This window comes from Sphingopyxis selenitireducens (assembly GCF_051550705.1).
Taxonomy (GTDB): domain Bacteria; phylum Pseudomonadota; class Alphaproteobacteria; order Sphingomonadales; family Sphingomonadaceae; genus Sphingopyxis.
Genome location: NZ_JBPULG010000006.1, coordinates 36025 through 58065 on the forward strand (window position 1 = coordinate 36025; position 22041 = coordinate 58065).

Here is a 22041-nt window from a genome sequence, read left to right on the forward strand (position 1 = left end):
GACCCGTCCCTTTATCGGACAACCGCAGCGCGGCAGGTTAATCGAGGTTCGGGCGCAGCCAGCGCGTCGCGGTTTCGATATCGACCCCGCGGCGTGTCGCATAGTCGGCCAGCTGATCCGGCCCGACGCGCGCGACGCCGAAATAGCTCGCATCGGGGTGCCCGAAATAGAAACCCGACACCGCTGCGGTCGGCAGCATGGCGAAGCTCTCGGTCAGGATCGCGCCCGAATTATTCCCCGCGTCGAGCAGGTCGAACAGGATCGGTTTCAGGCTGTGATCGGGACAGGCGGGATAGCCCGGTGCCGGGCGGATACCCCGATACTCTTCCTTGACGATCGCCTCGGGCGTCAGTTGCTCGCCCGGCGCATAGCCCCACAGATCGGTGCGGACATGGGCGTGGAGCCGCTCGGCAAAGGCTTCGGCAAAACGGTCGGCGAGCGCCTTCAGCAGGATGTCGTTATAATCGTCATGCGCCGCCTTGAAGCGCGCCAGATGCGGCTCGATGCCATGGATCGCGACCGAAAAGCCGCCGATCCAGTCGCCGTCGGGGCTGACGAAATCGGCGAGGCACATATTGGGACGTCCTTCGCGCTTCGCGATCTGCTGGCGCAGGAAGGGGATGCGGACATGCTCTTCCGTCTCTTCGAGATGGATGATCACATCGTCGCCGTCGCGGCGGCATGGCCATAGCGCAGCGACCCCGCGCGCGGTCAGCCAGCCTTCGGCGATGATCGTCTCCAGCATCGCGCGCGCGTCGGCGTAAAGGCTCGACGCGCTCTCGCCGACAACCTCGTCGGTCAGGATCGCGGGATAATTGCCCGCGAGTTCCCATGCGCGGAAAAAGGGCGTCCAGTCGATCCATTCGACCAGTTCGGCGAGATCCCAATTGTCAAAGGCGTGCACGCCCGGCTTTTCGGGCGGAAAGGGCCGGATATGCTCGTCGATGGCAAAGCCGTTGGCGCGCGCGTCGTTGAGGGGGATCAGCGCGCTCTGCCCCTTGTTCGCGCGCACGTCGCGGACATGCTCATAATCATCCTTGAAGCCCTTTACATAGGCATCGCGCCCGGTGTCGCTGACCAGCGCGGTCGCGACGCCGACCGCGCGGCTGGCGTCGAGGACGTGGAGCACCGGCCCCTTGTAAGCGGGGTCGATACGCAATGCGGTATGGACTTTCGACGTCGTCGCGCCGCCGATGAGCAGCGGCATCGTCATGCCCGCGCGCTGCATTTCCTCGGCAACGGTCACCATCTCGTCGAGCGAGGGGGTGATCAGGCCCGAAAGGCCGATCATGTCGGCGTCATTCTCGTTCGCAGCCTCGAGAATCTTCGACCAGGGCACCATCACGCCAAGGTCGACGATTTCGAAGCCGTTGCACTGGAGGACGACCCCGACGATATTTTTGCCGATATCGTGGACGTCGCCCTTCACGGTCGCCATCACGACCTTGCCCTTGCCCTTCGCGCCCGGCTCTTTCGCCGCCTCGATGAAAGGCAGCAGGTGCGCGACCGCCTTTTTCATCACGCGCGCCGATTTCACCACCTGCGGCAGGAACATCTTGCCCGACCCGAACAGATCGCCGACGACGTTCATCCCATCCATCAGCGGCCCTTCGATCACCTCGATCGGGCGCGGCATAGCCAAGCGCATTTCCTCGGTGTCGGCGACGACATGCGCGTCGATGCCCTTGACCAGCGCATGCTCGAGCCGCTTTTCAACCGCCCAGCCCCGCCACTCCTCGGCCGCCTTTTCCTGCGCCGGGTTGCTGCCCTTATAGCGTTCGGCGAGCGCGATCAGCCGTTCGGTCGGGCTTTCGGCCTCACCCTCGACCTTGCGGTTGAGGACGACATCTTCGACCGCCTGACGCAGCTCGGGATCGATCGTGTCGTACACATCGAGTTGGCCGGCGTTGACGATCGCCATGTCGAGCCCGGCGGGGATCGCATAGTAGAGGAAGACGCTGTGCATCGCACGGCGCACCGTCTCGTTGCCGCGAAAACCGAACGACAGGTTCGACAGGCCGCCCGAAAAATGCACGTGCGGACAGCGGGCGCGAATGACCTTCACCGCCTCGATGAAATCGATGGCGTAATTGTCATGTTCCTCGAGCCCGGTCGCGATCGCAAAGACATTGGGATCGAAGATGATGTCTTCGGGCGGAAAGCCAATGCCGGTCAGCAACTTGTACGCGCGCTCGCAGATTTCGATCTTGCGCTCCATCGTATCGGCCTGCCCGACCTCATCGAACGCCATCACGACGACCGCGGCGCCATAGGCCATGCATTTGCGGGCATGGGCGAGGAAAGGCTCTTCGCCTTCCTTCATGCTGATCGAGTTGACGATCGGCTTGCCCGGGACGCATTTCAGACCCGCTTCGATGACATCCCATTTCGAACTGTCGATCATCACCGGCACGCGCGCGATGTCGGGTTCGGCCGCGATGAGCTTCAGAAAGGTCGTCATCGCATATTCGGCGTCGAGCAGGCCTTCGTCCATATTGACGTCGATGACCTGCGCGCCATTTTCGACCTGCTGGCGCGCGACCTCGACCGCCGCGGCATAATCGTCGGCCATGATCAGCTTTTTAAACGCAGCCGATCCGGTGACATTGGTGCGCTCGCCGATATTGACGAAAGTGGCGGAGCTATTCGAGGCGGTCATCAAAAAATCCTGAAACGAAATATTAGGCAGCGAGCGGGCGGGCGAGAACGAGATCGTCGTAAAGCTTGCCGCCGACATTGAACTGGCGCGTACCGAGGTCGGCGAACCCCTGTTTGCGGTAGAAGGCGAGCGCGCGCTCGTTGCGGGCATAGACACCGAGGAGAAGGCGGCGATAGCCGTGCGCGGCGTCCAGCGCCTGTTTCATCAGCGCCGCGCCGAGCCCCGTTCCGTGGAAGCGCGACAGCGAATAGATGCGCTTCAACTCGATATCGCCATCATCAGCGGCGGCAAGGTCGGGGTTTCCGACGAGGGCAAAACCGATCGGCGCGCCGCCGGGCTGCGCCTCGGCCAGCCACGCCCGCGCACCATTGGCCAGATGGGTGCGATAAGCCGCCTCATTATGCTGCGCGGCGCAATGACCGACGATGGCCTCGCCCTCGAGAATTCCGGCGAAGGTTTCGAGAAAGGTCGCGGCGCCGATCAGCGCGAGCGACGACGCGTCATCCGCTCCGGCTTCGCGGATCGTCCATGTCGGAATGTCGGCCATTGCCTCAGGCCGCCATGGTAAAGGGTTCGAGCCCCGCGAGCCGCGTGCGAACGGGAACATCGGGGATGTGGCGCGGCGCGAGGCCTTCGACGGCCTTCGCCATCGCGGCGATATGCGCGGGCGTCGATCCGCAGCAACCGCCCAGAATATTGACCTGACCATGTTCGGCCCATTCGCGGACGAGGCCCGCGGTGGTGTCGGGCATTTCGTCATACTCGCCGAGCTCGTTGGGCAGGCCGGCGTTGGGATAGACCATCACCAGCGTGTCGGCGAGGTCGGAGAGGACGCGAACATGCGGACGTAGCTGCGCCGCGCCGAACGAGCAGTTGAGCCCGATGGTCAGCGGGCGCGCGTGGCGTACCGCATACCAGAAAGCCTCGACCGTATGCCCCGACAGGTTGCGGCCCGACAAATCGGTAAGCGTCATCGAGATCATCAGCGGCAGTTCGCGCCCGACCTTCGCCTCGGCCTCGAGCACCGCGGCGATCCCGGCCTTGGCGTTCAGCGTGTCGAAGATCGTCTCGATCAGAATGAAGTCGGCGCCGCCCTCGGCCAGCGCGACGACCTGATCGAGATAGACGGTCTTGAGCTCGTCGAAGTCGATCTCGCGGTAACCCGGGTTGTTGACGTCGGGCGACAGCGACAGCGTCTTGTTCGTCGGCCCGACCGCACCCGCTATAAAGCGGCGGCGGCCGTCGATCGCTTCATATTTGTCGGCGGCTTCGCGGCCGAGACGCGCGCTTTCATGGTTGATGTCCGCGACCAGATGCTCGGCGCCGTAATCGGCCTGACTGATCCGGTTGGCGCTGAAGGTGTTGGTCGAGACGATGTCCGACCCCGCCGCCAGATAGGCCTCGCCGATCGCGCTGACGACGTCGGGACGCGTCAGCGCGAGGATGTCGTTATTGCCCTTCTGGTCGTGTGTCAGGCCGAGATTGCCGGCATAGTCGCCCTCGATCAGCTTCCTCAGCTGAATCTGGGTGCCCCAGCCGCCGTCGGTGAGCAGAATGCGGCTCTTTGCCGCCGCCAGAAGGGCTTCGCGCGCGCCCGTCGTCACATGAGAGGTCATGCTGCTTTCTCCGCTGCGGGCTGAACCGGCCGCATCCCCAGCAAGTGACAGATGGCATAGCTGAGTTCGGCGCGATTGAGGGTGTAGAAATGGAAATCGCGGACCCCGCCCGCATAAAGGCGGCGGCACATTTCGGCGGCGATCGTCGCCGAAACAAGCTGACGCGCGGCGGGGTGATCGTCGAGCCCCTCGAACAGCGACGCCATCCAGCCGGGTATCGCAGTCCCGCACATCTCGGCCATGCGGCGCGTCTGCGATACGTTCGAAACGGGCAGGATGCCGGGGATGATCGGCGCGTCGATCCCGGCGGCAGCGGCGGCGTCGCGGAAGCGCAAGAAGCTTTCGGGCGCGAAGAAAAATTGCGTGATCGCACGGTTCGCGCCCGCGTCCATCTTGCGCTTCAGATTGTCGAGGTCGGATTGTACGCAATCGGAATCGGGGTGCTTTTCGGGATAGGCCGCGACCGAAATGTCGAACGCCGCTATCCTCCTGAGTCCCGCAACAAGTTCGATTGCATTGGCATAGCCATCCGGATGCGGCTGATAGGGCGCACCGCCGGGCATGTCGCCGCGCAACGCCACGATATGGCGCACCCCGGCATCCCAATAGGCGCGCGCGACGTCGTCAATCTCGCCGCGCGATGCCTCGACGCAGGTCAGATGCGCGGCGGGCGGCACGCTGCTTTCGGCGGCGATGCGCGCGACGGTCGCATGAGTGCGCTCGCGCGTCGATCCGCCCGCGCCATAGGTGACCGAGACGAAGCGCGGTGCCAGCGGCTCAAGCGTGCGGAACGTATCCCACAGCTGCGCCTCCATCTTTTCCGTCTTGGGCGGGAAAAATTCGAAGCTGGCGCCAATGTCGCCGGCCAGATCGGCGAAGAGCGGCGACGCAGCGGCGCGGCGCGCCTCGGCCAGCGAGTTTAAATTCATGGTCATGCCGCAAGCCTTTTGCGTTGTCCGTCGCCTTCGCGGGCGGCCGGGGGTTGATCTTCATCGCTGCGCCGGCGGCCGAGCCATAGCTTCACGGCCAGCTTTCCGCCTTCGAGCGCCTGGGTGGTTTCAAGCAGCAGCCCCGCCGAGGCGAACCAGCCGCGAATTTGCGCATCCGAAAAACCCAGACGGGCATGCGCGGCAAGCGCGCGCAAATCCTCATCCTCATGCGGTGCGAAATCGACGACGAGCAAATGGCCGCCGCCGCGCAGCACCCGGCTCGCCTCCGCAATCACCCGGTCGGGTTCGTGCGCGAAATGCAGTGCCTGATGGATGATGATGCTGTCGATGCTGGCGTCGTCCATCGGCAGGTTCAGGAAATCGCCTTGGATCAGGTCGATCGGCACCGTCTGATCGCCGAGCTTCGAACGCGCGATGCGCAGCATTTCGGGGCTGCGGTCGAGCGCGGTGACGCAGCGCGCGGTCGGCGCGAAAATTTCCGCCATCCGGCCCGTGCCCGTACCGATGTCGAGCAGATGGCCGAGCCGGCGGTTGTGCATCATCGCCAGCATCGCGGCCTCGACTTCGCTTTCCGCGACATGGCGCGAGCGGATCGCATCCCATTCGGCGGCATGTTCGGCAAAATAGCGTTCGGCCGACGCCGCGCGCTCGATACGAATGGCAGCAAGCCGGCGCGCGTCATGTGCGATCACCCGCTCCTCACGCGGCGAGAAGGACCAGCCCTCTGCCCGCGCGACAATATCGCCGACCGGTCCGCCCTGTGCGACGCGCAGAAAGACCCAGCTTCCCTCGCGGCGGCGTTCGACGATGGCGGCATCGACAAGAATGCGGACATGACGCGACACGCGCGGCTGACTTTGGCCGAGGACAACCGCCAACTCGCCGATCGCCAGCTCCATCTCGCGCAGCAAGGCGACGATCCGCAATCGCGTGGGGTCCGCCAGGGCGCGAAAAATGTCGAGCAGCTCGGTCATGACGGTACATATAAAGGTTTCTTTATATCCGGTCAACCGATGCCGGGCCGCCTATTCCGCCATTTGCGAGGACATCATACGCCATATTGCGACGAACCGTGACAGCCACAGGAAAAAAGGACATTGCGCCGATTCTGGCGAAATTGTAGCTCTGAGGGCGATTGGCACCTCGCCGGATCGAAGTTCGTATCCGAAATGCCGGTCGATCAGTTCAATCCGAGAGGGGTATACCCAAATGAAGAAATCGATCACTCTGTCGCTCGTCCTTGCTGCTTCGCTGGGCCTTGCTGCCTGCGCCGAAAAGAAGGCTGACGACGCTGCAGCGACCACCGAAGACGCCGCTGCGTCGGTCGAAGGTGCGGCTGACGGCGCGATGCAGGCTGCCGAAGGCGCTGCCGATGCGGCTGCAACCGCCGGCGCCGCTGCTGCCGATGCCGGCGCTGCTGCTGCTGCCGATGGCGCTGACGCCGCCGCAACGGCTGCCGACAAGGCAACCGAAGCTGCTGGCGCTGCCAAGGAAGCTGCCGACGCCGCCAAGGGCGCGATGGAAGAAGCAAAGAAGTAAGCTTCTTCAGTCGGTTCGGCTGAAAGACAAAGGGGGTCGTCGGCGTTTGCCGGCGGCCCCTTTTCCTTGCGCGCAAACCCGGACGAAGATGGCTGCGGTGCGCGGTTGCCAAGCCTTCCGTCCGGGGCTACTCCTTTGCACAGCGTGGCCGGCGTCGGTCACCGGGGTTCTCGAAAGGAATTTTCATGCGCAAATTCATTATCGCCTCGATGGCCGCCGCGGCCTTCAGCCTCACCGCCTGCTCGGAAAAGGCTCAGGACGAAACCGCAGAAGCTGGCGCCGCCGTCGCCGATGATGCCGCCGCTGTCGGCGATGCCGCTGCTGCTGGCGCGGCCGAAGCCGCCGACGCGACCGCCGACGCCGCCAAGGATGCGGGCGCCGCGGTCGAAGGCGCCGCCAAGGATGCCGGTAATGCCGTCGAAGGCACTGTGAAAGCCGCCGGCGACGCCGCAGCCAACGCAGGCGACAAGATCGCCGAAGAAACCAAGAAGGCCGAAGCGAACGACAAGAAGTAAGTCGTGTCCATGCCCTTGGCATAGTTAGAGAGGGGCTCCATTCGCCATGAATGGGGCCCTTTTTCGTGGGAGACAGAAGGATGTTCAGCCCCAGGTTCGCTTCCGCCCTCACCGCGGCCGCGACGCTCGCACTGATCGCCGGATGCAGCCGGACCGACAATGAACCCGGGCCCGGCGGTGTAACCGTCAGCGAAGCGAAAGCGCTCGACGATGCCGCCGCGATGCTGGAAAGCCGCGACGGCGCGCCCACATCCGAGGCCGGCCCCGCCAGCAACCCAAAAACGGGACAATAGCTTCATGCAGGATGCAAAATCGACGCGGATCACCTTTCTGCTCTTTCCCGGCATCACCCAACTCGACTTCACCGCCCCGGCGCAGGCGCTGAGCCGGATGCCCGGCGCCAAGCTTGCGGGCGCGGCAGCGAGCCTCGATCCGATCGCGACCGACAGCGGCTTTTCTATTCTGCCGACGCATGATTTCTCATCCTGTCCACCCGCCGACATCCTTTGCATCCCCGGGGGACATGGCGTTCCCGACGCGCTGGGCGACCCCGCGACGATCGATTTCATCACGCGGCAAGCCGCGGGCGCGCAGTGGGTAACCAGCGTGTGCACCGGCGCCTTTCTGCTCGGGCGCGCCGGGCTGCTCGACGGCAAGCGCGCCACGACGCATTGGGGCTATACCCATTTGCTGCCGCTGGTCGGGGCCAAGCCGGACAAGGCCCGCGTCGTCGAGGATGGCAAGATCGTCACCTGCGGCGGCGTCACATCGGGCCTCGACTTCGCGCTGACCTTGATAGCCCGGTTGAAGGGGGACATGGTCGCGCAGGCGATCCAGCTTGCGATCGAATATAATCCCGCCCCCCCCTTCGCCAGCGGCCATCCCGACCGCGCGCCGGCCGAGGTCACACTAGGACTGAGAACCCATGTCTATGACGCCTCGGCGGCGCGGATGGCGGCGGCGCTCGAGGCCGCGACCTAGCCGCAGTCGGCCAGCGCAATCTCGTAGAGGTTCGGCCAATATTTTCCGGTGACGAACAGGCGTTTCTTTTTGGCGTCCCAGGCGATGCCGTTGAGCACCGCATCCTGACCGGTCGCACCCGCCGTTTCCCTCAGCCCTGACAGGTTCACGATACCGCGGACCGCGCCGCTGTCAGGATCGATGCGCACGATAAAGTCGGTCATCCAGACATTGGCCCAGATTTCCCCGTCGATCGCCTCCAGCTCGTTGAGCATCGGCAGCGGCCGGCCCGAAAGGCTGACCTTTACGCGCCTTTGCTCCTTCATGGTCGCGGGATCGAAAAAGCGCAGCTCCGGGGTGCCGTCGCTAAGGACAAGCTGGTCGCCGTGCAGCGTGACCCCCCACCCCTCGCCGTCATAGCGAAAGCTGCCAACCGGCTTCAGATCCTTGATCCGCCAGCGATGGCCAACGCCGCCCTGCCAGGTGACGCCGATAATCTGGTCGCGCCAGCGGACGATCCCCTCGCCGAACTGGTCGGCGGGCAGCTGCGCTTCGGCCAGCGCCTTGCCGGTTTCGAGATCAAGCCGCGCGACCCGCGAGCGGCCATATTGGCCGGTGCCTTCATAGAGATGCCCGTTGTCCCAGAAGAGACCCTGGGTGAAACTGCCCCGGTCGTGCGGATAGGTTTCGACGATGCGATAGCCGCAGCGTTCGACTGCCGGAGGGGCGGTCGGCTCGGTCGCGGCGGACGGGGCCGCGACGGCAAAGGCCAGAGCAAGAAACAATGTCATCGCCGCCTTGCTATGCGGAGCAAGGTGAACTGGCAATGTCTCTCCTTCGACTACCCGGACCCGGTTCGGGGTGACGAAAGATAAAGAGCATAAGAAAAGGGCCGGAGGATTGCTCCCCCGGCCCCTTCTGTGTCAGCCGAAGCTGGGTGACCTGATGGCCGGACTTAGAAGTCCATGCCGCCCATGCCGCCCATGCCGCCGCCGCCCATGCCGCCGCCCATTGCGGGCTTGTCATCGGGGCTGTCGGAAATGCCGGCTTCGGTGGTGATCAAGAGACCAGCAACCGATGCAGCGTCCTGAAGCGCAGTGCGAACGACCTTGGTCGGATCGATCACGCCTGCCTTGACGAGGTCTTCATAGACGTCGGTCGAGGCGTTGAAGCCGAAGTTGGCGTCGTTCTGGTCGAACAGCTTGCCGGCAACCACGGCGCCATCGAAGCCCGCGTTTTCAGCGATCTGGCGAACCGGAGCCTGCAGCGCGCGACGGATGATGTCGACGCCACGGGTCTGGTCTTCGTTCACGCCGGTCATGCCGTCGAGAGCCTTCGTCGCGTACAGAAGCGCGGTACCGCCGCCGGGGACGATGCCTTCTTCGACCGCAGCGCGGGTAGCGTGGAGAGCGTCATCGACGCGATCCTTGCGTTCCTTCACTTCGACTTCCGAAGCGCCGCCGACCTTGATCACAGCAACACCGCCGGCGAGCTTCGCCAAACGTTCCTGCAGCTTTTCCTTGTCATAGTCGCTGGTCGTCGTTTCGATCTGCGCACGGATCTGTTCGACGCGGCCCTTGATCGTGTCGGCATTGCCGGCACCATCGACGATCGTCGTGTTATCCTTGTCGATCGTGACGCGCTTGGCCTGGCCCAGCATGTTCAGCGTGACGGTTTCGAGCTTGATGCCCAGGTCTTCGCTGATCATTTCACCCTGCGTCAGGATAGCGATATCCTGCAGCATCGCCTTGCGACGATCGCCGAAGCCCGGTGCCTTGACGGCAGCGACCTTCAGGCCGCCACGCAGACGGTTGACCACCAGCGTTGCAAGCGCTTCGCCTTCGATGTCTTCGGCGATGATCAGGAGCGGACGGCCCGACTGGACAACCGCTTCGAGGATCGGAAGCATCGACTGGAGGTTCGACAGCTTCTTTTCGAAGATCAGGATGTACGGATCCGACAGCTCGACGAGCATCTTTTCCGGGTTGGTGATGAAATAGGGGCTCAGGTAACCGCGGTCGAACTGCATGCCTTCGACGACGTCGAGTTCGAAATCGAGGCCCTTGGCTTCCTCGACGGTGATCACGCCTTCCTTGCCGACCTTTTCCATGGCTTCGGCGATCTTGTCGCCGACTTCCTTGTCGCCATTGGCCGAAATGATGCCGACCTGTGCGATTTCAGCGGTGCCCGAAACCGGCTTCGACTGCGCCTTGATCGTTTCGACGACCTTGGTGACCGCGAGGTCGATGCCGCGCTTCAGGTCCATCGGGTTCATGCCGGCGGCAACCGACTTCATGCCTTCGCGGACGATCGCCTGAGCGAGAACGGTCGCGGTGGTCGTGCCGTCGCCGGCCGCGTCATTCGCCTTGCTGGCGACTTCGCGCAGCATCTGGGCACCCATGTTTTCGAACTTGTCCTTGAGTTCGATTTCCTTGGCGACGGTGACGCCGTCCTTGGTGATACGGGGTGCGCCGAAGCTCTTGTCGATGACGACGTTGCGGCCCTTGGGACCGAGGGTGACCTTCACCGCGTCGGCGAGGATGTCGACACCGCGCAGAATGCGCTCACGCGCGTCGCGGCCGAATTTTACGTCTTTAGCAGCCATGTGCTGTTTCCTTTCGAATGCGCAGAAAACTGCGCAACTTCATTTAAGAAATCGCGCCCGGAAGGGACGCGGGGACGATTCAGGCGATGACGCCCAGAATGTCCGATTCCTTCATGATCAACAGCTCTTCGCCGTCGACCTTGACTTCGGTGCCCGACCATTTGCCGAACAGGATGCGATCGCCGGCCTTGACGTCGAGCGGGGTCACCTTGCCGTCATCGGCGCGGGTGCCGGTGCCGACCGAGACGACTTCGCCTTCCTGCGGCTTTTCCTTGGCGGTGTCGGGGATGATGATGCCGCCAGCCGTCTTTTCTTCGGCTTCGATACGGCGGACGAGCACGCGGTCGTGCAACGGACGAAATTGCATGGATATCTCTCCAAATGGCGCAATAGATATGCTTTAGCACTCACGGATGGTGAGTGCTAACAGTCGGCCATATGGGTAGGAGTCAGATAGGCGTCAACCACCGCACTACAAGAATCTTGTGAAGTTTTTCGGTCAGGCCGGAAGCAGCCCCAGCCGCGCCCGCATCCGCCAGCGCATAAGCAACAAAGCCGCGACGACGATCAGCCCGACGGCAAGGCCGATCCACACGCCGACGCCCGCAAGCGGGGTCCAGAAACCCAGATAGATGGCGGTGCCATAGCCCGCGATCCAGTAACCGCAGATCGCGATGATCATCGGGATGCGCGTGTCCTGCAATCCGCGCAGCACGCCTGCTGCCACCGCCTGCGCGCCGTCGAAGAGCTGGAAGGCCGCCGCAACGACGAGGAACTGCATGGCAAAGCCGACAAGAGCCGCATTGCGCGCGGCATCGACATCGACATAGATCGACAGCACGAGCGAGGGAAACAGCCACATGATCAGCGCGGTCAGTCCCATGAAGCCGATGCCCAGCGCCAGCGACGCATGGCCCGCATGCGTGATGCCGCGATGGTCGCGCGCGCCATAGGCGAGCCCGACCCGGATCGTCGCGGCCTGCGCGATCCCGAACGGGATCTGGAACGCGAGCGCGGCGACCTGGAGCGCGATGGTGTGTCCGGCCAGCTCGGTCTCGCCGATGCGGCCCATCAGGAAGGCGGCGCCGGTGAACAGCCCTGCCTCCGCCAAAATCGTCAGGCCGATCGGGGCCCCGATGCGGAGCATCTCGAAAAAGCGCGACCATTCGGAACGCCACCAATTGCCGAACAGATGATAGCGGCGGAGCCGCCGGTCGGACTGGATGACGATGACATAGGCGATCAGCATCATGAAACTGGTGATCGCGCTCGACAGCGCCGAACCGTGCAGGCCGAGCGCGGGCATGCCGAGATGGCCGAACACCAAAGTCCAGTTACCCAGCGCATTGACGCCCAGTGCCATGAAAGTGATCGCAGTCGCGATCGTCGGCCGCCCGAGCGCCGACACGAAGATGCGCAGCACGCTGGCCGCGATCATCGGGAACATGCCCCACATCAGAATGAGCAGGAAACTCGCCGCATGCTCGGTGGTTTCGGGAGCCTGTCCGGTCGCCCGCATGATCGGTCCACCCGCCGCGCAGACCCCCATGAAGATGAGCGCGACCAATGCGCTGAGCCACAGCGCCATCCGCACGGTACGCCTTACTTCGCGCACGGCATGCTTGCGGCGCCCGACTTCGGCGGCGATCAGCGGTGCCGACGCCCCGACGAGCCCGGCGCCGGTCCACACCAGCAAGCCGAAGATCGCAACGCCAAGCGACGCCGCCGCCAGCGCGGCGTCACCCAAGCGCGCAACAAAGATGACGTCGATCGCATGAACGAGCATCTGCAACAGATTTGCGGCCGCCAGGGGCACCGCGAGCGCCAGCGTCGCGCGGAACTCTCCGTGCAGATTCTGCGGACGATCTTCGGTCAAGGGGGTGGCCTGATGCAACATAGCCGGCCCGGATAGGCGCGGCGTGACGGCACTTCAATCCTGTTGCAAGCGTTTCCCCGCATTTTGGCCGCGCAGGGGTGGCATAATGGCAACAGCTGCGATGGTCGCCGTCAGCGCGTCCAGAGCTGAACCATCTCATACGCAAAACCCAGGAAGGTCAGCGTCAGCCCGACGACGAACAGGCGATAGGCATAGGCCAGATAGCGATATTTGCGCCGCGCGAGGACCATCCCGTTCTGATAGGTGTCGCGCAGCATCGTCTCGTAAAGATCCTCTTCGTTGCGCAGCCGCGCCTTGACCGCATCGATGAACTCATCCTCGTCCATCTGCGAAAAGCGGCCGAAGAAGAGGATATTGCTGTGATCCTTGCCATCCTTGTAAACCACCGGCGGCGCCTTGCCGACGCGCGGCAGCACCGCGGAGACCGCCAGCAGCGCCGACAGGAAGGAAAAGGTCGCAAGGATCGTGAGCGGCATCGCGAGCGCGCCGGCCCCGGCCCGCGCCTGCCCCACCGCCAGTGTAAAGACGACGAAGGTCGCCCCCATCAGGATCGACGCTTTCTGGTCGGCCATTTGCGACAGCTGCATCGTCAATTGCTGGTTGGTGCGCACCAGATGGACGGCATTGGGCGGAAAGGAGATCGCCGGTCGTGCCGCCGCCCCTGCCGCCACCGCCGCGTCGTCGCGTTTCGCGTCCATAAGCCCGTTCCCCCTGCTTCAACCGCTGCGATGACACGTCCGGCCGATTGCGGCAAGATGCTGCCCTGTTCCCGCCGCAATCGCTTGCCAATCGGACGATGGCGCGGCATGCCCGCGCGCAACATTATATCTTTATGGGATACACCCTATGAGCACCGCCCTCACCGACCAGATTAACGGCCTGATCGCCCCTTTCAACAAGAAGGGTGTCGAACTGACCGATGCAACGACCTTTGCCGGCGACCTCGAATGGGACAGCCTTACGGTGATGGATTTCGTCGCCGAAGTCGAAGACACGTTCGACATCATCATCAGCATGAACATGCAGGCAGAAATCGAGACCGTCGGCCAGTTGATCGCCGCCGTTGAAAAGCTGCAGGGCTGACACCTCTTTCCCCGTTCGTGTCGAGCGCAGTCGAGACACCCATCGGGACAGCGCAAGATCGAGGGGCATCTCGACTTCGCTCGATGCGAACGGCTTTTGGACATTTGACATGACCGATCTCTTCTCGAAATTCGACCCGTTGATCCAGCAGCGCGAAACGCTGCTCGCGACCGGCGTCACCGACCCCTATAATCTGGTGATGGAAAAGGTCGTATCGCCGACCGTCGCCATCTGTAACGGGCGCGAGACGATCCTGCTCGGCACCTATAATTATATGGGGATGACCTTTGACGAGGACGTCATCGCGGCGGGCAAGGATGCGCTCGACAAATTCGGCGCCGGCACCACGGGCAGCCGCGTTCTCAACGGCACCTATCAGGGCCATAAGGAATGCGAAGAGGCGCTGAAGGAATTTTACGCCATGGATCATGCCATGGTGTTTTCGACCGGTTATCAGGCGAACCTCGGCATCATCAGCACGATCGCCGGCAAGGGCGACTATGTCATCCTCGACATCGACAGCCATGCGTCGATCTATGACGGCTGCGCGATGGGCAACGCTGAAATCGTCGCCTTCCGTCATAATGACGTCGAGGCGCTCGAAAAAAGGCTGAAGCGCCTGCCCCCCGAAGCGGGCAAGCTGGTTGTGCTCGAAGGCGTCTATTCGATGCTCGGCGACGTCGCCCCGCTGAAGGAAATGATCCGCGTTTCGAAGGAAGCCGGCGCGATGGTGCTGGTCGACGAGGCCCACTCGATGGGCTTCATCGGCGAACATGGCCGCGGCGTCGCCGAGGCGCAGGGCGTGCTGGACGACGTCGATTTCGTCATCGGGACATTCAGCAAGAGCGTCGGCACCGTCGGCGGTTTCTGCGTGTCGAACCATCCGAAGTTCGAAATCCTGCGGCTCGTCTGCCGTCCCTATGTCTTCACCGCTTCGCTGCCCCCCAGCGTCGTCGCGACCGCAGCGACGAGCATCCGCAAGCTGATGCACGGATCGAACAAGCGCGCGCATCTGTGGGAAAATTCGAAGCTGCTGCACAAGGGGCTGCGCGATCTTGGCTTCCAGCTTGGGACCGAAGAGCCGCAGTCGGCGATCATCGCGGTGATCATGCCCGACCTCGAACAGGGCGCGATGATGTGGGAAGCGCTGCTGGAGGAAGGTTTGTACGTCAACCTCGCCCGCCCGCCCGCGACCCCTGCGGGCATGACCCTGCTTCGCTGTTCGCTGTGCGCCGAACATTCGAGCGAACAGGTCGGCGAGATACTTGGCCGCTTCGAACGCGCGGGCAAGCGCGTCGGGATTATCGGCTGAGCCGACGTCACCAGCCGACCAGCGGATTCCTTTTCGCGCCGAATTGCATATTGGCGCCGCCACCGACCGCTTCGTCGCTTTGCGCCGGGGCGCTAGTCCGATAAGACGGGCGCGTGTTCGAGAGGGATGACGATATCGAAACCGAAAACCGGCAGGAGCGTGTCCGCTTCTGGCTGACGATCGGTGTCGCCACCATTTTGACGGGGGTCGTCGTGGCGCTCGTCCTGCTGCTTTCCCGCGCCAACGACAATTACGACCGCTCGCTCGGCTGGCAAAGGCAGAGCCTCGAGGTGATTTCCCAAACGCGCTCGCTCGACGCCGCGCTCGCGCGCGCCGAAGCCGCGCTCGGGCGCTTTGCGGTCGGCCTGCAAAAGGAGGATGGCCGCGTCTTCGAACAGCAATGGGGCCGGTCGCGGCAATATCTGACCTTGTTGGAACGCAATGTCCGGGACAATCCGAAACAATTGGAACTGGTCACCGAGCTGACGCGCGAAATGGATCGCCGCGGCGCACAGCTGGGCGACGCCGCGCTCAGCGCCAATTATCATCAGACCGTCGCCGCCATTTCCAAATATCATGCGGCCGGGCACGATGAAGGCCTGATGCGCATCGACAAGCTGCTGACCCAGATCAGCAACAATGAACGCATGCTGCTGCGCGAACGCAACCGCATCGCGACCGCCGACCGGACCGACCTTAATCAATATCTTTTGCTCTTTTCGCTGCTCGGCGCCGCCGCCGCGGTCTTTGCGATCGGCGCGACCTTTTCCTTCGTCCGGTCGGAGTCCGAACGCCGGCTCGCGCGGCGCGAACAGATCGCCGAGAGCGACCGCGCCATGCAGCTCGAAGCGGCGGTGGACGCCCGCACGGTCGAGCTTGCCGAAGCCAATAGTGCGCTGCGCAGCGAGATGACCGAGCGCGAAGCCGCGCAGGCCCAGTTGCGTCAGGCGCAAAAGATGGAGGCGGTCGGCCAGTTGACCGGCGGCATCGCACATGACTTCAACAATATGCTGGCGGTCGTTGTCGGCGGCATCGAGCTGGCGCAGCGTTTTCTGCCCGGCACGCCCGAAAAGGCCGAACGGCATTTGAGCAATGCGCTCGACGGCGCCAATCGCGCCGCCGACCTGACCCGCCGCCTGCTGACCTTTGCGCGCTCCGAACCGGCACGCCCCGAAATGACGGCCGTCGACGACTGTATCACCGGTTTTGCCGAGCTGATCGAGCGCACGATCGGCGATCGCATCGCGCTGACGCTCGACCTCGGCGCGCCCGGCCTCGCCTGCTGGCTCGACCGGCGACAGTTCGAAAATGCGCTGCTCAATCTCGCGGTCAATGCGCGCGATGCGATGGAAGGCCATGGGGCGCTGACCATCCGCACATTGGTCGACGAAACGGACGACAGGGCGGCGCTGGCGGTTCAGGTGATCGATACCGGTTGCGGTATGTCGGCCGAGGTACTCGAACGTGTGTTCGATCCCTTTTACACGACCAAGCCCGCGGGTCAGGGAACGGGTCTGGGCATGAGCCAGGTCTTCGCCTTTTGCCGTCAGTCGGACGGCGAGGTGCAGATTGCCTCGACCGAAGGCGAAGGGACCAGCGTCACCATGCTGCTTCCCGCCGCGCAGCCCGAACAGGCGAGCGCGAACCAAGAGGATCCCGACGAGCAGGCCGCGCATCATGCCCACCCGGTCCATCGGTTGAACATATTGGTCGTCGAGGATGATCAACGCGTCCTTGCAGCGACCGTCGATGCGGTGATCGAATTGGGTCATCAGGCCGTCGCGTGCGGCAATCCGGTCGAAGCCGAACAGCTGGTCCGCGACCATGGCGGCTTTGACCTGATATTGAGCGACGTGCTGATGCCCGAACTGACCGGCCCCGAAATGGTCGCCCAGCTGAAAGAGACATGGCCGGACCTGTCGGTGCTGTTCGTCACGGGATATGCTGGCGACGCGAGCGAGGTTGCCAGTTTTGGCGACCATGATGTGCTGCGCAAGCCCTTCACCCTCGCCGCACTCGATCAGGCCATTCGTCGCAATGGCGAACCGCGATCGGCAGAAACCGCTCAAACAGGGATTTAGCGGATTGCCCCGCTGCGCATCAGGTGCGGCACCAGGGTCAGCGCCGCGACCAGCGGCCAACGGCGCTGCCACGGCTTGATCTCGATCCGCGTCCCTGCGTGGCGATTGATTTTCCACGCCAGATAATCGATCCCGCCGGCATAGGTCAGGCTGGCCTTCGCAAGCCGGGCGATACTGAGGAACTTGCCCTCGATCCGCCGCCGTGCCCAGCCGCCATTTGGCGCATCGACGGGAATGGCCGCCATAGCAGGCTCGCTGAAGCGCGCGTAACGATCGGCGTCCGCATCGACGACCGACTGCGCACGCCCCGTCCGTTCGGCGCGCAATTCGACCGAGTAAGTCAGGGAAAAGGCACGCCGCCACCAATCGAGCGGCGCTTCGCCATCCACCCGGCCGGCCGCCGCGAGCAAGGCCGGCGCAGCGCGCGCAACAGCGGCGATGGCGCGATCGCGCGCCGTGTCGTCCACAGCCCAGACAAGCCGCGAGGGCTGCGCAAACCGCGCCCACACCGAAACATTGCGCGTTTCGGGGCCATTGAGCCGGTAAAAATCGCCCTCGCTGAGCACCGCATATTTGGCGATCAGGCCATGTTGCTGGAAGGGAAAGACATTGGGGGGGATCAGCCGGTTGGCCACCGCCATCCAATGCTTGGGATAGGCGTCGCCATAGTCCGAGACGATCAGGTAGAAATCGAGCATTAGCCCGTCGAGTTCACGCTCGCGCAGGCAACTGCCGTAAAAAAGCACGGCACGCGCGCTGCCGGGATATTCGGCGGCAATCGCCTGCGCCATCGCGGCAACGCGCCGGTCGACCGGCGTCGCCAGTTCGTCGCGAACCAGATCGATGAGGTCGGTCATGCGAAAAACCTTCAGGCGGCGAGGCGCAGGAAGGGAACCGGCTGGGTCGAGGTGAGAATGATCGGCATGCCGTTCTTCGCCTGGAAAATCTCGCCGTCGAGGATGACGTTCGACCGCTCGCCCTCGATGCGGATTTCGTCGCCCTGCTGGAAATGGACGCCGTCGAGCTGGTTCTGCCCCAGCGTTCCGCGCCAGGTCGCGCTGAGCATGCGAAACACCGCGCCGACGTTGCTGTCGGTCGCGAGCAATTTCATATGGCCGTTCGTGCCGCCACCATCGCTGGTGCGGATACTGAGCAGCAATTTTTCCAGCGTCGTGACGATCAGCAGCGAAAATTTGCCCTTGAGGACGCCCTGACGGATCAGCGACACGGTCATCGGTTCGGGCTTGGGCGGCAGGCGCCCGCCGCCAATGCCAAAGATGATCGCAAACAGGCCGAGCACGGCGGCCAGAAAATGCGACAGCCCGTTGGGCAGGCCCAGCGGATAGATGCGGTTGCGGCAATAGAGCATGACGTCGGCAAGATAAGCCCCGCCAAGGAACATGCCGAGCACCGGCCGCGTCCCGCCGCTGTCGAGCGCGATCAGCTGGCGCTGGATCACATGATCTTCCAACCCGCCCGAATCGACGAGTTCGACGACGCGCTTCAATGCCTTGATCGGGTCGCCGACCGCGCCGAGATCGAGCGCGATCAAATTGGTCTTGCCGTTGGGCAGCACCGCTACCGGCGGCGGCGAGCCACCGAAATGGCCGCCCGAGTATAATTCGGTCAATGCCGCCTGAACGGTGCCGTCGCCGCCGTTGATCGCGATGATGCGCGGACTGACCATGGCGATGGTGCGGATAGCCTCGCCGATCTGGTCGACGTCCTCCACCTCATAATGAAAAATATCGGGGTGCGCGGCGCAATATTCGCGCACCTGCGGCAGCAGGGCGCGATTTCCCGTGGAATGGGGATTGGAAAGAAGTGCGACGCTTGCCATCCCTGCCTTACATATATTTCATGGTGATGGAGATCGTCTTCGGCGCATTGCCGACCACAAAGGCGGTCTTCTTGTAACTCGGCTTGCCGAGATTGAAGATATTGATGCTGGGGTTGTTCGACATCCCGCCGCCATCCGACGACAAATCGGTCTTGCCATTGCCGTTGACGTCATGGCGCACGGCAATGCCATAGGTCCCGGCTGCGGGCAGCGGCATGCAGATGGTCATCGAACCGCCGCGCACGGGCGCTTCGATCCGGCTGATCCACCGGCCTTTAGCCAGCCATTCCGACGGCGTTGCGCGATAGCTTTGCACGCGCACCTTGCCCGTTCCGGCCTTGAGACCGTTGATCTGAACCAAAGTCGACGGTCCGCTCTGGCATTTCGACAGATCATTCGACAAGACCTGCCCTTCCGCACTGGCCGGTCCTGCGACCGCCAGCAGAAGAACACAAAGTGACGTCGACACAAATTTCGACATGACGCACTAGCTCCCAGTGGCTATAGCCATATCAGCCACGCTGACATGGGTCCCTGTCGCCCTGAAAAGGCATATCGGAACCATTTGCGGCCAAATCATGGTGATGGGGCGACCAAAGATTGATTAAGCTACCTGCCATCGACCGCTACATCGCGCGGCTCATCTTTTTTCCCATGATCGGCACCCTCGTTCTGTCGGCGATGCTGCTCGTGCTCGAAAAAATGCTGCGGCTGTTCGACTTCGTTGCGACCGAGGGCGGTCCGGTCAGCGTCGTGTGGCGGATGCTCGCCAATCTGATCCCCGAATATCTGTCGCTGGGCATTCCGATCGGGCTGATGCTGGGGATACTCCTCGCCTTTCGCAAGCTCGCGACGTCGAGCGAACTCGACGTGCTGAAGGGCGTGGGCATGAGCTTCGGCCGGCTGCTGCGCATGCCCTTCGCCTATGCGATCGCGCTCGCGGCGCTTAATCTCGCGATCGTCGGCTTCATCCAGCCCTATGCGCGCTATGCCTATGAAGGGTTGCAGTTCGAACTGCGATCGGGCGCGCTCGGCGCGTCGATCAAGGTCGGCGAATTCACCAAATTGGGCGACCGCATGACGCTGCGGATCGAGGAAAGCTATAATGAGGGGCGCAGCCTGCGCGGCATTTTCGTGCGCGGCGACAATAAGGATGGCCAGCGCGTGTCGGCCACCGCAGCGCGGGGGCAGTTTCTGGCGACCGACGACCCCAACACGATCATCCTGCGCCTGTCGCAAGGCGTGCTGATTCACGAATCGCCGAAATTCGCAGTGCCGCGCGTTCTGACCTTCGACAACCACGACCTGCCGATCCCGCTGCCCAAGATCGAGGCGTTCCGCACGCGCGGCGGCGCCGATCGCGAAATGACGATTCCCGAGCTCTTCGTCGGCGGCAAGGACAAGAGCGAATCGCTCGACACACGACTGGCATTGCGCGCGAATTTTCACTTTCGCATCGTCGAGGTGATGTCGATGTTCCTGATCCCGCTGATCGCGATCGCACTCGCCATCCCGCCCAAGCGATCGACATCGTCGCTGGGGGTATTTCTGTCGATCGTGCTGCTGGTCACCCAGCACAAGATCAACCAATATGCCGAGGATCTGGGCGCGCGCGGGACGATCGATCCGCTGATCGCGCTGTGGGTTCCCTTCCTGTTGTTCGCCGCGCTCGCGATCTGGATGTATTATACCGTCGCGCATGTCCCCGGCGGACAGCCGATCGGCGCGCTTGAGCGCGTCGCGACCAAAGCCGGTCAGAAAATCCGCGGTCTCGCCAGGATTTTCCAGCGCAAGCAGCGGACCGCCTGATGCATCAACTTCATTTTTTCCCGTCGCGCACGATGGCGCTCTATGTCGGACGCCTTTTCCTCGTCCGCAGCTTTGCGATCCTGTTCGCGCTGGTGCTGATCCTGCAGACGCTCGATCTGCTCGGCGAGAGCGGCAAGATTCTCGCGGTCGCGGGCAACAGCGACAGCGATGTCTGGCGCTATGTCGGGTTGCGGCTGCCCCAGATTATCGAGACCTTCCTGCCCTTTTCGGTGCTGCTGGGCACAATCCTGACGCTGATCACGCTGAACCAGAACAGCGAAGTGATCGCGATGAAAGCGTCGGGCATGTCGGCGCATCAGGTCCTCGCGCCGCTGTTCCTTGCCGCGCTGCTCGTCGCCGGGATCAGCTTCGCCTTCAACGAACGCATCGTCACGCGATCGACCGCCGCCCTCGGCGCCTGGCAAAAGGTCGAATATGCGCAGGTGCCCAAGGATAATGGCGTTCGCGCCAATATCTGGGTGCGCGCCGGCGACGACTTGATCAACGCCGGCACCGTCGAAACCGGCGGAAACACCGTGCGGCTGAACAATGTCACCATTTACGAACGCACCGGCGGCGTCCTGTCGTCAGTCCTGTCGGCCGCCACCGCGCGTGCGGTCGACGGCGGCTGGGAACTGACCGACGCCAAGCGTTTCCACCGCCGGTCGGGCACGCTCGAACCGCTGGGCACGATCGTCGCGGCAAAGGGCGTGCGCCCCGACCAGTTCACACTGGCGCAGGTCGACGGCGACGAACTGCCTTTCCTCCAGCTCAAGGCGGCGATCGCCGACCTCGAAGCCGCAGGGCGCCCGGTTGATGCGCTGAAGGGCGTGCTCTGGCACAAGATTTCGGGGCCGCTGTCGGCGATATTGATGCCGCTGCTGGGCGCGGTTGCAGCCTTTGGCCTCGCGCGGTCGGGCAAGCTGTTCGTGCGCGCGATTCTGGGAATGGGCCTCGGCTTCGCCTATTTCGTCGCCGACAATTTCGCGCTCGCGATGGGCGACCTCGGGGCTTATTCGCCCTTTCTGGCGGCATGGGGTCCCTTCATCCTCTTCGCGCTGATCGGCGAGATGATCCTGATCCGAAGCGAGGAATAACAGGCCCGCAAACGGCCCGTCACTCGCCGTCACCCCGGGCTTGACCCGGGGCCTGCCTTGTCTTTTCACCGGGCTAGG

General features: G+C 63.4%; 22 protein-coding genes. 9 read left to right on the forward strand and 13 right to left on the reverse strand.

All coding sequences use genetic code 11. The features are described 5' to 3' along the window. Window positions 1-37 precede the first annotated feature (37 nt). From metH to ACSYDV_RS18870, 5 genes are read right to left on the reverse strand one after another with little or no spacing between them, the layout of a single operon-like run. Window positions 38-2659, reverse strand: coding sequence for a methionine synthase (metH, locus tag ACSYDV_RS18850; protein ID WP_438325419.1), 2622 nt, complete (start codon window positions 2657-2659; stop codon window positions 38-40). A 22-nt stretch (window positions 2660-2681) separates the two neighbouring features. After that, window positions 2682-3206 (reverse strand): GNAT family N-acetyltransferase, encoded by a 525-nt coding sequence (locus ACSYDV_RS18855; RefSeq protein WP_438325421.1) that lies wholly within the window; start codon window positions 3204-3206, stop codon window positions 2682-2684. 4 nt (window positions 3207-3210) lie between these two features. Beyond that, window positions 3211-4275: a homocysteine S-methyltransferase family protein gene (locus ACSYDV_RS18860; protein WP_438325423.1), complete on the reverse strand. Its 1065-nt coding sequence runs from the start codon at window positions 4273-4275 to the stop codon at window positions 3211-3213. After that, window positions 4272-5210 carry a methylenetetrahydrofolate reductase gene (metF, locus tag ACSYDV_RS18865; RefSeq protein ID WP_438325425.1) on the reverse strand — a complete coding sequence of 313 codons (939 nt, stop codon included), beginning with the start codon at window positions 5208-5210 and terminating at the stop codon, window positions 4272-4274. Before metF ends, ACSYDV_RS18860 begins: the two co-directional genes overlap by 4 nt. After that, a complete protein-coding gene (locus tag ACSYDV_RS18870; protein WP_438325427.1) occupies window positions 5207-6199 on the reverse strand; it encodes an ArsR/SmtB family transcription factor in 993 nt (330 codons plus the stop codon). The genes metF and ACSYDV_RS18870 overlap by 4 nt, the downstream gene beginning before the upstream one ends. A gap of 235 nt (window positions 6200-6434) precedes the next feature. On the opposite strand from ACSYDV_RS18870, the gene ACSYDV_RS18875 reads away from it, so the two are divergent. From ACSYDV_RS18875 to ACSYDV_RS18890, 4 genes are all read left to right on the forward strand, one after another. Beyond that, window positions 6435-6764 (forward strand): hypothetical protein, encoded by a 330-nt coding sequence (locus ACSYDV_RS18875; RefSeq protein ID WP_438325428.1) that lies wholly within the window; start codon window positions 6435-6437, stop codon window positions 6762-6764. Between the two features lie 185 nt (window positions 6765-6949). Then, complete coding sequence (locus tag ACSYDV_RS18880; protein WP_438325430.1) at window positions 6950-7279, forward strand: entericidin EcnAB; 330 nt, start codon at window positions 6950-6952, stop codon at window positions 7277-7279. Between the two features lie 80 nt (window positions 7280-7359). Continuing rightward, window positions 7360-7572 carry a hypothetical protein gene (locus ACSYDV_RS18885; protein WP_438325432.1) on the forward strand — a complete coding sequence of 71 codons (213 nt, stop codon included), beginning with the start codon at window positions 7360-7362 and terminating at the stop codon, window positions 7570-7572. A 4-nt stretch (window positions 7573-7576) separates the two neighbouring features. After that, window positions 7577-8260: a DJ-1/PfpI family protein gene (locus ACSYDV_RS18890; RefSeq protein ID WP_438325433.1), complete on the forward strand. Its 684-nt coding sequence runs from the start codon at window positions 7577-7579 to the stop codon at window positions 8258-8260. Here ACSYDV_RS18890 and ACSYDV_RS18895 read toward each other — a convergent pair. From ACSYDV_RS18895 to ACSYDV_RS18915, 5 genes are all read right to left on the reverse strand, one after another. Then, window positions 8257-9066: a glutaminyl-peptide cyclotransferase gene (locus ACSYDV_RS18895; RefSeq protein ID WP_438325435.1), complete on the reverse strand. Its 810-nt coding sequence runs from the start codon at window positions 9064-9066 to the stop codon at window positions 8257-8259. The two genes, ACSYDV_RS18890 and ACSYDV_RS18895, sit on opposite strands and share 4 nt — an antisense overlap. 128 nt (window positions 9067-9194) lie before the next feature. After that, on the reverse strand, window positions 9195-10844 hold the full coding sequence (groL, locus tag ACSYDV_RS18900; RefSeq protein WP_438325437.1) for a chaperonin GroEL: 1650 nt from the start codon (window positions 10842-10844) through the stop codon (window positions 9195-9197). Between the two features lie 79 nt (window positions 10845-10923). After that, window positions 10924-11211 (reverse strand): co-chaperone GroES, encoded by a 288-nt coding sequence (gene groES, locus ACSYDV_RS18905; protein ID WP_037514464.1) that lies wholly within the window; start codon window positions 11209-11211, stop codon window positions 10924-10926. 132 nt (window positions 11212-11343) lie between these two features. Further along, entirely contained in the window at window positions 11344-12741 is a 1398-nt protein-coding gene (locus tag ACSYDV_RS18910; RefSeq protein ID WP_438325440.1) for an MATE family efflux transporter, read from the reverse strand. Between the two features lie 110 nt (window positions 12742-12851). Beyond that, window positions 12852-13439, reverse strand: coding sequence for a Pycsar system effector family protein (locus ACSYDV_RS18915; RefSeq protein WP_438325442.1), 588 nt, complete (start codon window positions 13437-13439; stop codon window positions 12852-12854). A 148-nt stretch (window positions 13440-13587) separates the two neighbouring features. Between ACSYDV_RS18915 and ACSYDV_RS18920 the strand changes: the two genes are divergently transcribed. The 3 genes from ACSYDV_RS18920 (at window position 13588) to ACSYDV_RS18930 (ending at window position 17217) form a co-directional block, all read left to right on the forward strand. Further along, a complete protein-coding gene (locus ACSYDV_RS18920) occupies window positions 13588-13824 on the forward strand; it encodes an acyl carrier protein (protein WP_438325444.1) in 237 nt (78 codons plus the stop codon). 109 nt (window positions 13825-13933) lie between these two features. Continuing rightward, window positions 13934-15136 (forward strand): serine palmitoyltransferase, encoded by a 1203-nt coding sequence (gene spt, locus ACSYDV_RS18925; RefSeq protein WP_438325445.1) that lies wholly within the window; start codon window positions 13934-13936, stop codon window positions 15134-15136. 113 nt (window positions 15137-15249) lie between these two features. Next, window positions 15250-17217 (forward strand): ATP-binding protein, encoded by a 1968-nt coding sequence (locus ACSYDV_RS18930; protein ID WP_438325447.1) that lies wholly within the window; start codon window positions 15250-15252, stop codon window positions 17215-17217. On the opposite strand, the gene ACSYDV_RS18935 is transcribed toward ACSYDV_RS18930, so the two are convergent. The 3 genes from ACSYDV_RS18935 to ACSYDV_RS18945 are packed head-to-tail and all read right to left on the reverse strand — an operon-like array spanning window position 17214 to window position 19538. Continuing rightward, window positions 17214-18074 carry a hypothetical protein gene (locus ACSYDV_RS18935; RefSeq protein WP_438325449.1) on the reverse strand — a complete coding sequence of 287 codons (861 nt, stop codon included), beginning with the start codon at window positions 18072-18074 and terminating at the stop codon, window positions 17214-17216. The genes ACSYDV_RS18930 and ACSYDV_RS18935 overlap by 4 nt on opposite strands. A gap of 11 nt (window positions 18075-18085) precedes the next feature. Then, the gene (locus ACSYDV_RS18940) at window positions 18086-19057 is read right to left on the reverse strand and encodes a diacylglycerol/lipid kinase family protein (RefSeq protein WP_438325450.1); all 972 of its coding nucleotides are present in this window, start codon (window positions 19055-19057) and stop codon (window positions 18086-18088) included. Between the two features lie 7 nt (window positions 19058-19064). Next, entirely contained in the window at window positions 19065-19538 is a 474-nt protein-coding gene (locus tag ACSYDV_RS18945) for a DUF2141 domain-containing protein (protein ID WP_438325452.1), read from the reverse strand. A 119-nt stretch (window positions 19539-19657) separates the two neighbouring features. Here ACSYDV_RS18945 and lptF point away from each other — a divergent pair, with 119 nt between their 5' ends. Both lptF and lptG read left to right on the forward strand, forming a co-directional pair. Then, window positions 19658-20866: an LPS export ABC transporter permease LptF gene (gene lptF / locus ACSYDV_RS18950; protein WP_438325454.1), complete on the forward strand. Its 1209-nt coding sequence runs from the start codon at window positions 19658-19660 to the stop codon at window positions 20864-20866. Further along, on the forward strand, window positions 20866-21963 hold the full coding sequence (lptG, locus tag ACSYDV_RS18955; RefSeq protein ID WP_438325456.1) for an LPS export ABC transporter permease LptG: 1098 nt from the start codon (window positions 20866-20868) through the stop codon (window positions 21961-21963). The genes lptF and lptG overlap by 1 nt, the downstream gene beginning before the upstream one ends. The last annotated feature ends 78 nt before the right edge of the window (window positions 21964-22041 follow it).

Bases quoted from the DNA above. Each gene is read 5' to 3' on its own strand.
- ACSYDV_RS18945 (WP_438325452.1), bottom strand. From the start codon at position 19,538: ATGTCGAAATTTGTGTCGACGTCACTTTGTGTTCTTCTGCTGGCGGTC.
- ACSYDV_RS18870 (WP_438325427.1), bottom strand. From the start codon at position 6,199: ATGACCGAGCTGCTCGACATTTTTCGCGCCCTGGCGGACCCCACGCGA.
- ACSYDV_RS18910 (WP_438325440.1), bottom strand. From the start codon at position 12,741: ATGTTGCATCAGGCCACCCCCTTGACCGAAGATCGTCCGCAGAATCTG.
- groL (WP_438325437.1), bottom strand. From the start codon at position 10,844: ATGGCTGCTAAAGACGTAAAATTCGGCCGCGACGCGCGTGAGCGCATT.
- metH (WP_438325419.1), bottom strand. From the start codon at position 2,659: ATGACCGCCTCGAATAGCTCCGCCACTTTCGTCAATATCGGCGAGCGC.
- ACSYDV_RS18885 (WP_438325432.1), top strand. From the start codon at position 7,360: ATGTTCAGCCCCAGGTTCGCTTCCGCCCTCACCGCGGCCGCGACGCTC.
- spt (WP_438325445.1), top strand. From the start codon at position 13,934: ATGACCGATCTCTTCTCGAAATTCGACCCGTTGATCCAGCAGCGCGAA.
- ACSYDV_RS18855 (WP_438325421.1), bottom strand. From the start codon at position 3,206: ATGGCCGACATTCCGACATGGACGATCCGCGAAGCCGGAGCGGATGAC.
- groES (WP_037514464.1), bottom strand. From the start codon at position 11,211: ATGCAATTTCGTCCGTTGCACGACCGCGTGCTCGTCCGCCGTATCGAA.
- ACSYDV_RS18915 (WP_438325442.1), bottom strand. From the start codon at position 13,439: ATGGACGCGAAACGCGACGACGCGGCGGTGGCGGCAGGGGCGGCGGCA.
- ACSYDV_RS18890 (WP_438325433.1), top strand. From the start codon at position 7,577: ATGCAGGATGCAAAATCGACGCGGATCACCTTTCTGCTCTTTCCCGGC.
- ACSYDV_RS18880 (WP_438325430.1), top strand. From the start codon at position 6,950: ATGCGCAAATTCATTATCGCCTCGATGGCCGCCGCGGCCTTCAGCCTC.
- lptG (WP_438325456.1), top strand. From the start codon at position 20,866: ATGCATCAACTTCATTTTTTCCCGTCGCGCACGATGGCGCTCTATGTC.
- ACSYDV_RS18875 (WP_438325428.1), top strand. From the start codon at position 6,435: ATGAAGAAATCGATCACTCTGTCGCTCGTCCTTGCTGCTTCGCTGGGC.
- ACSYDV_RS18920 (WP_438325444.1), top strand. From the start codon at position 13,588: ATGAGCACCGCCCTCACCGACCAGATTAACGGCCTGATCGCCCCTTTC.
- ACSYDV_RS18860 (WP_438325423.1), bottom strand. From the start codon at position 4,275: ATGACCTCTCATGTGACGACGGGCGCGCGCGAAGCCCTTCTGGCGGCG.
- ACSYDV_RS18940 (WP_438325450.1), bottom strand. From the start codon at position 19,057: ATGGCAAGCGTCGCACTTCTTTCCAATCCCCATTCCACGGGAAATCGC.
- metF (WP_438325425.1), bottom strand. From the start codon at position 5,210: ATGACCATGAATTTAAACTCGCTGGCCGAGGCGCGCCGCGCCGCTGCG.
- ACSYDV_RS18935 (WP_438325449.1), bottom strand. From the start codon at position 18,074: ATGACCGACCTCATCGATCTGGTTCGCGACGAACTGGCGACGCCGGTC.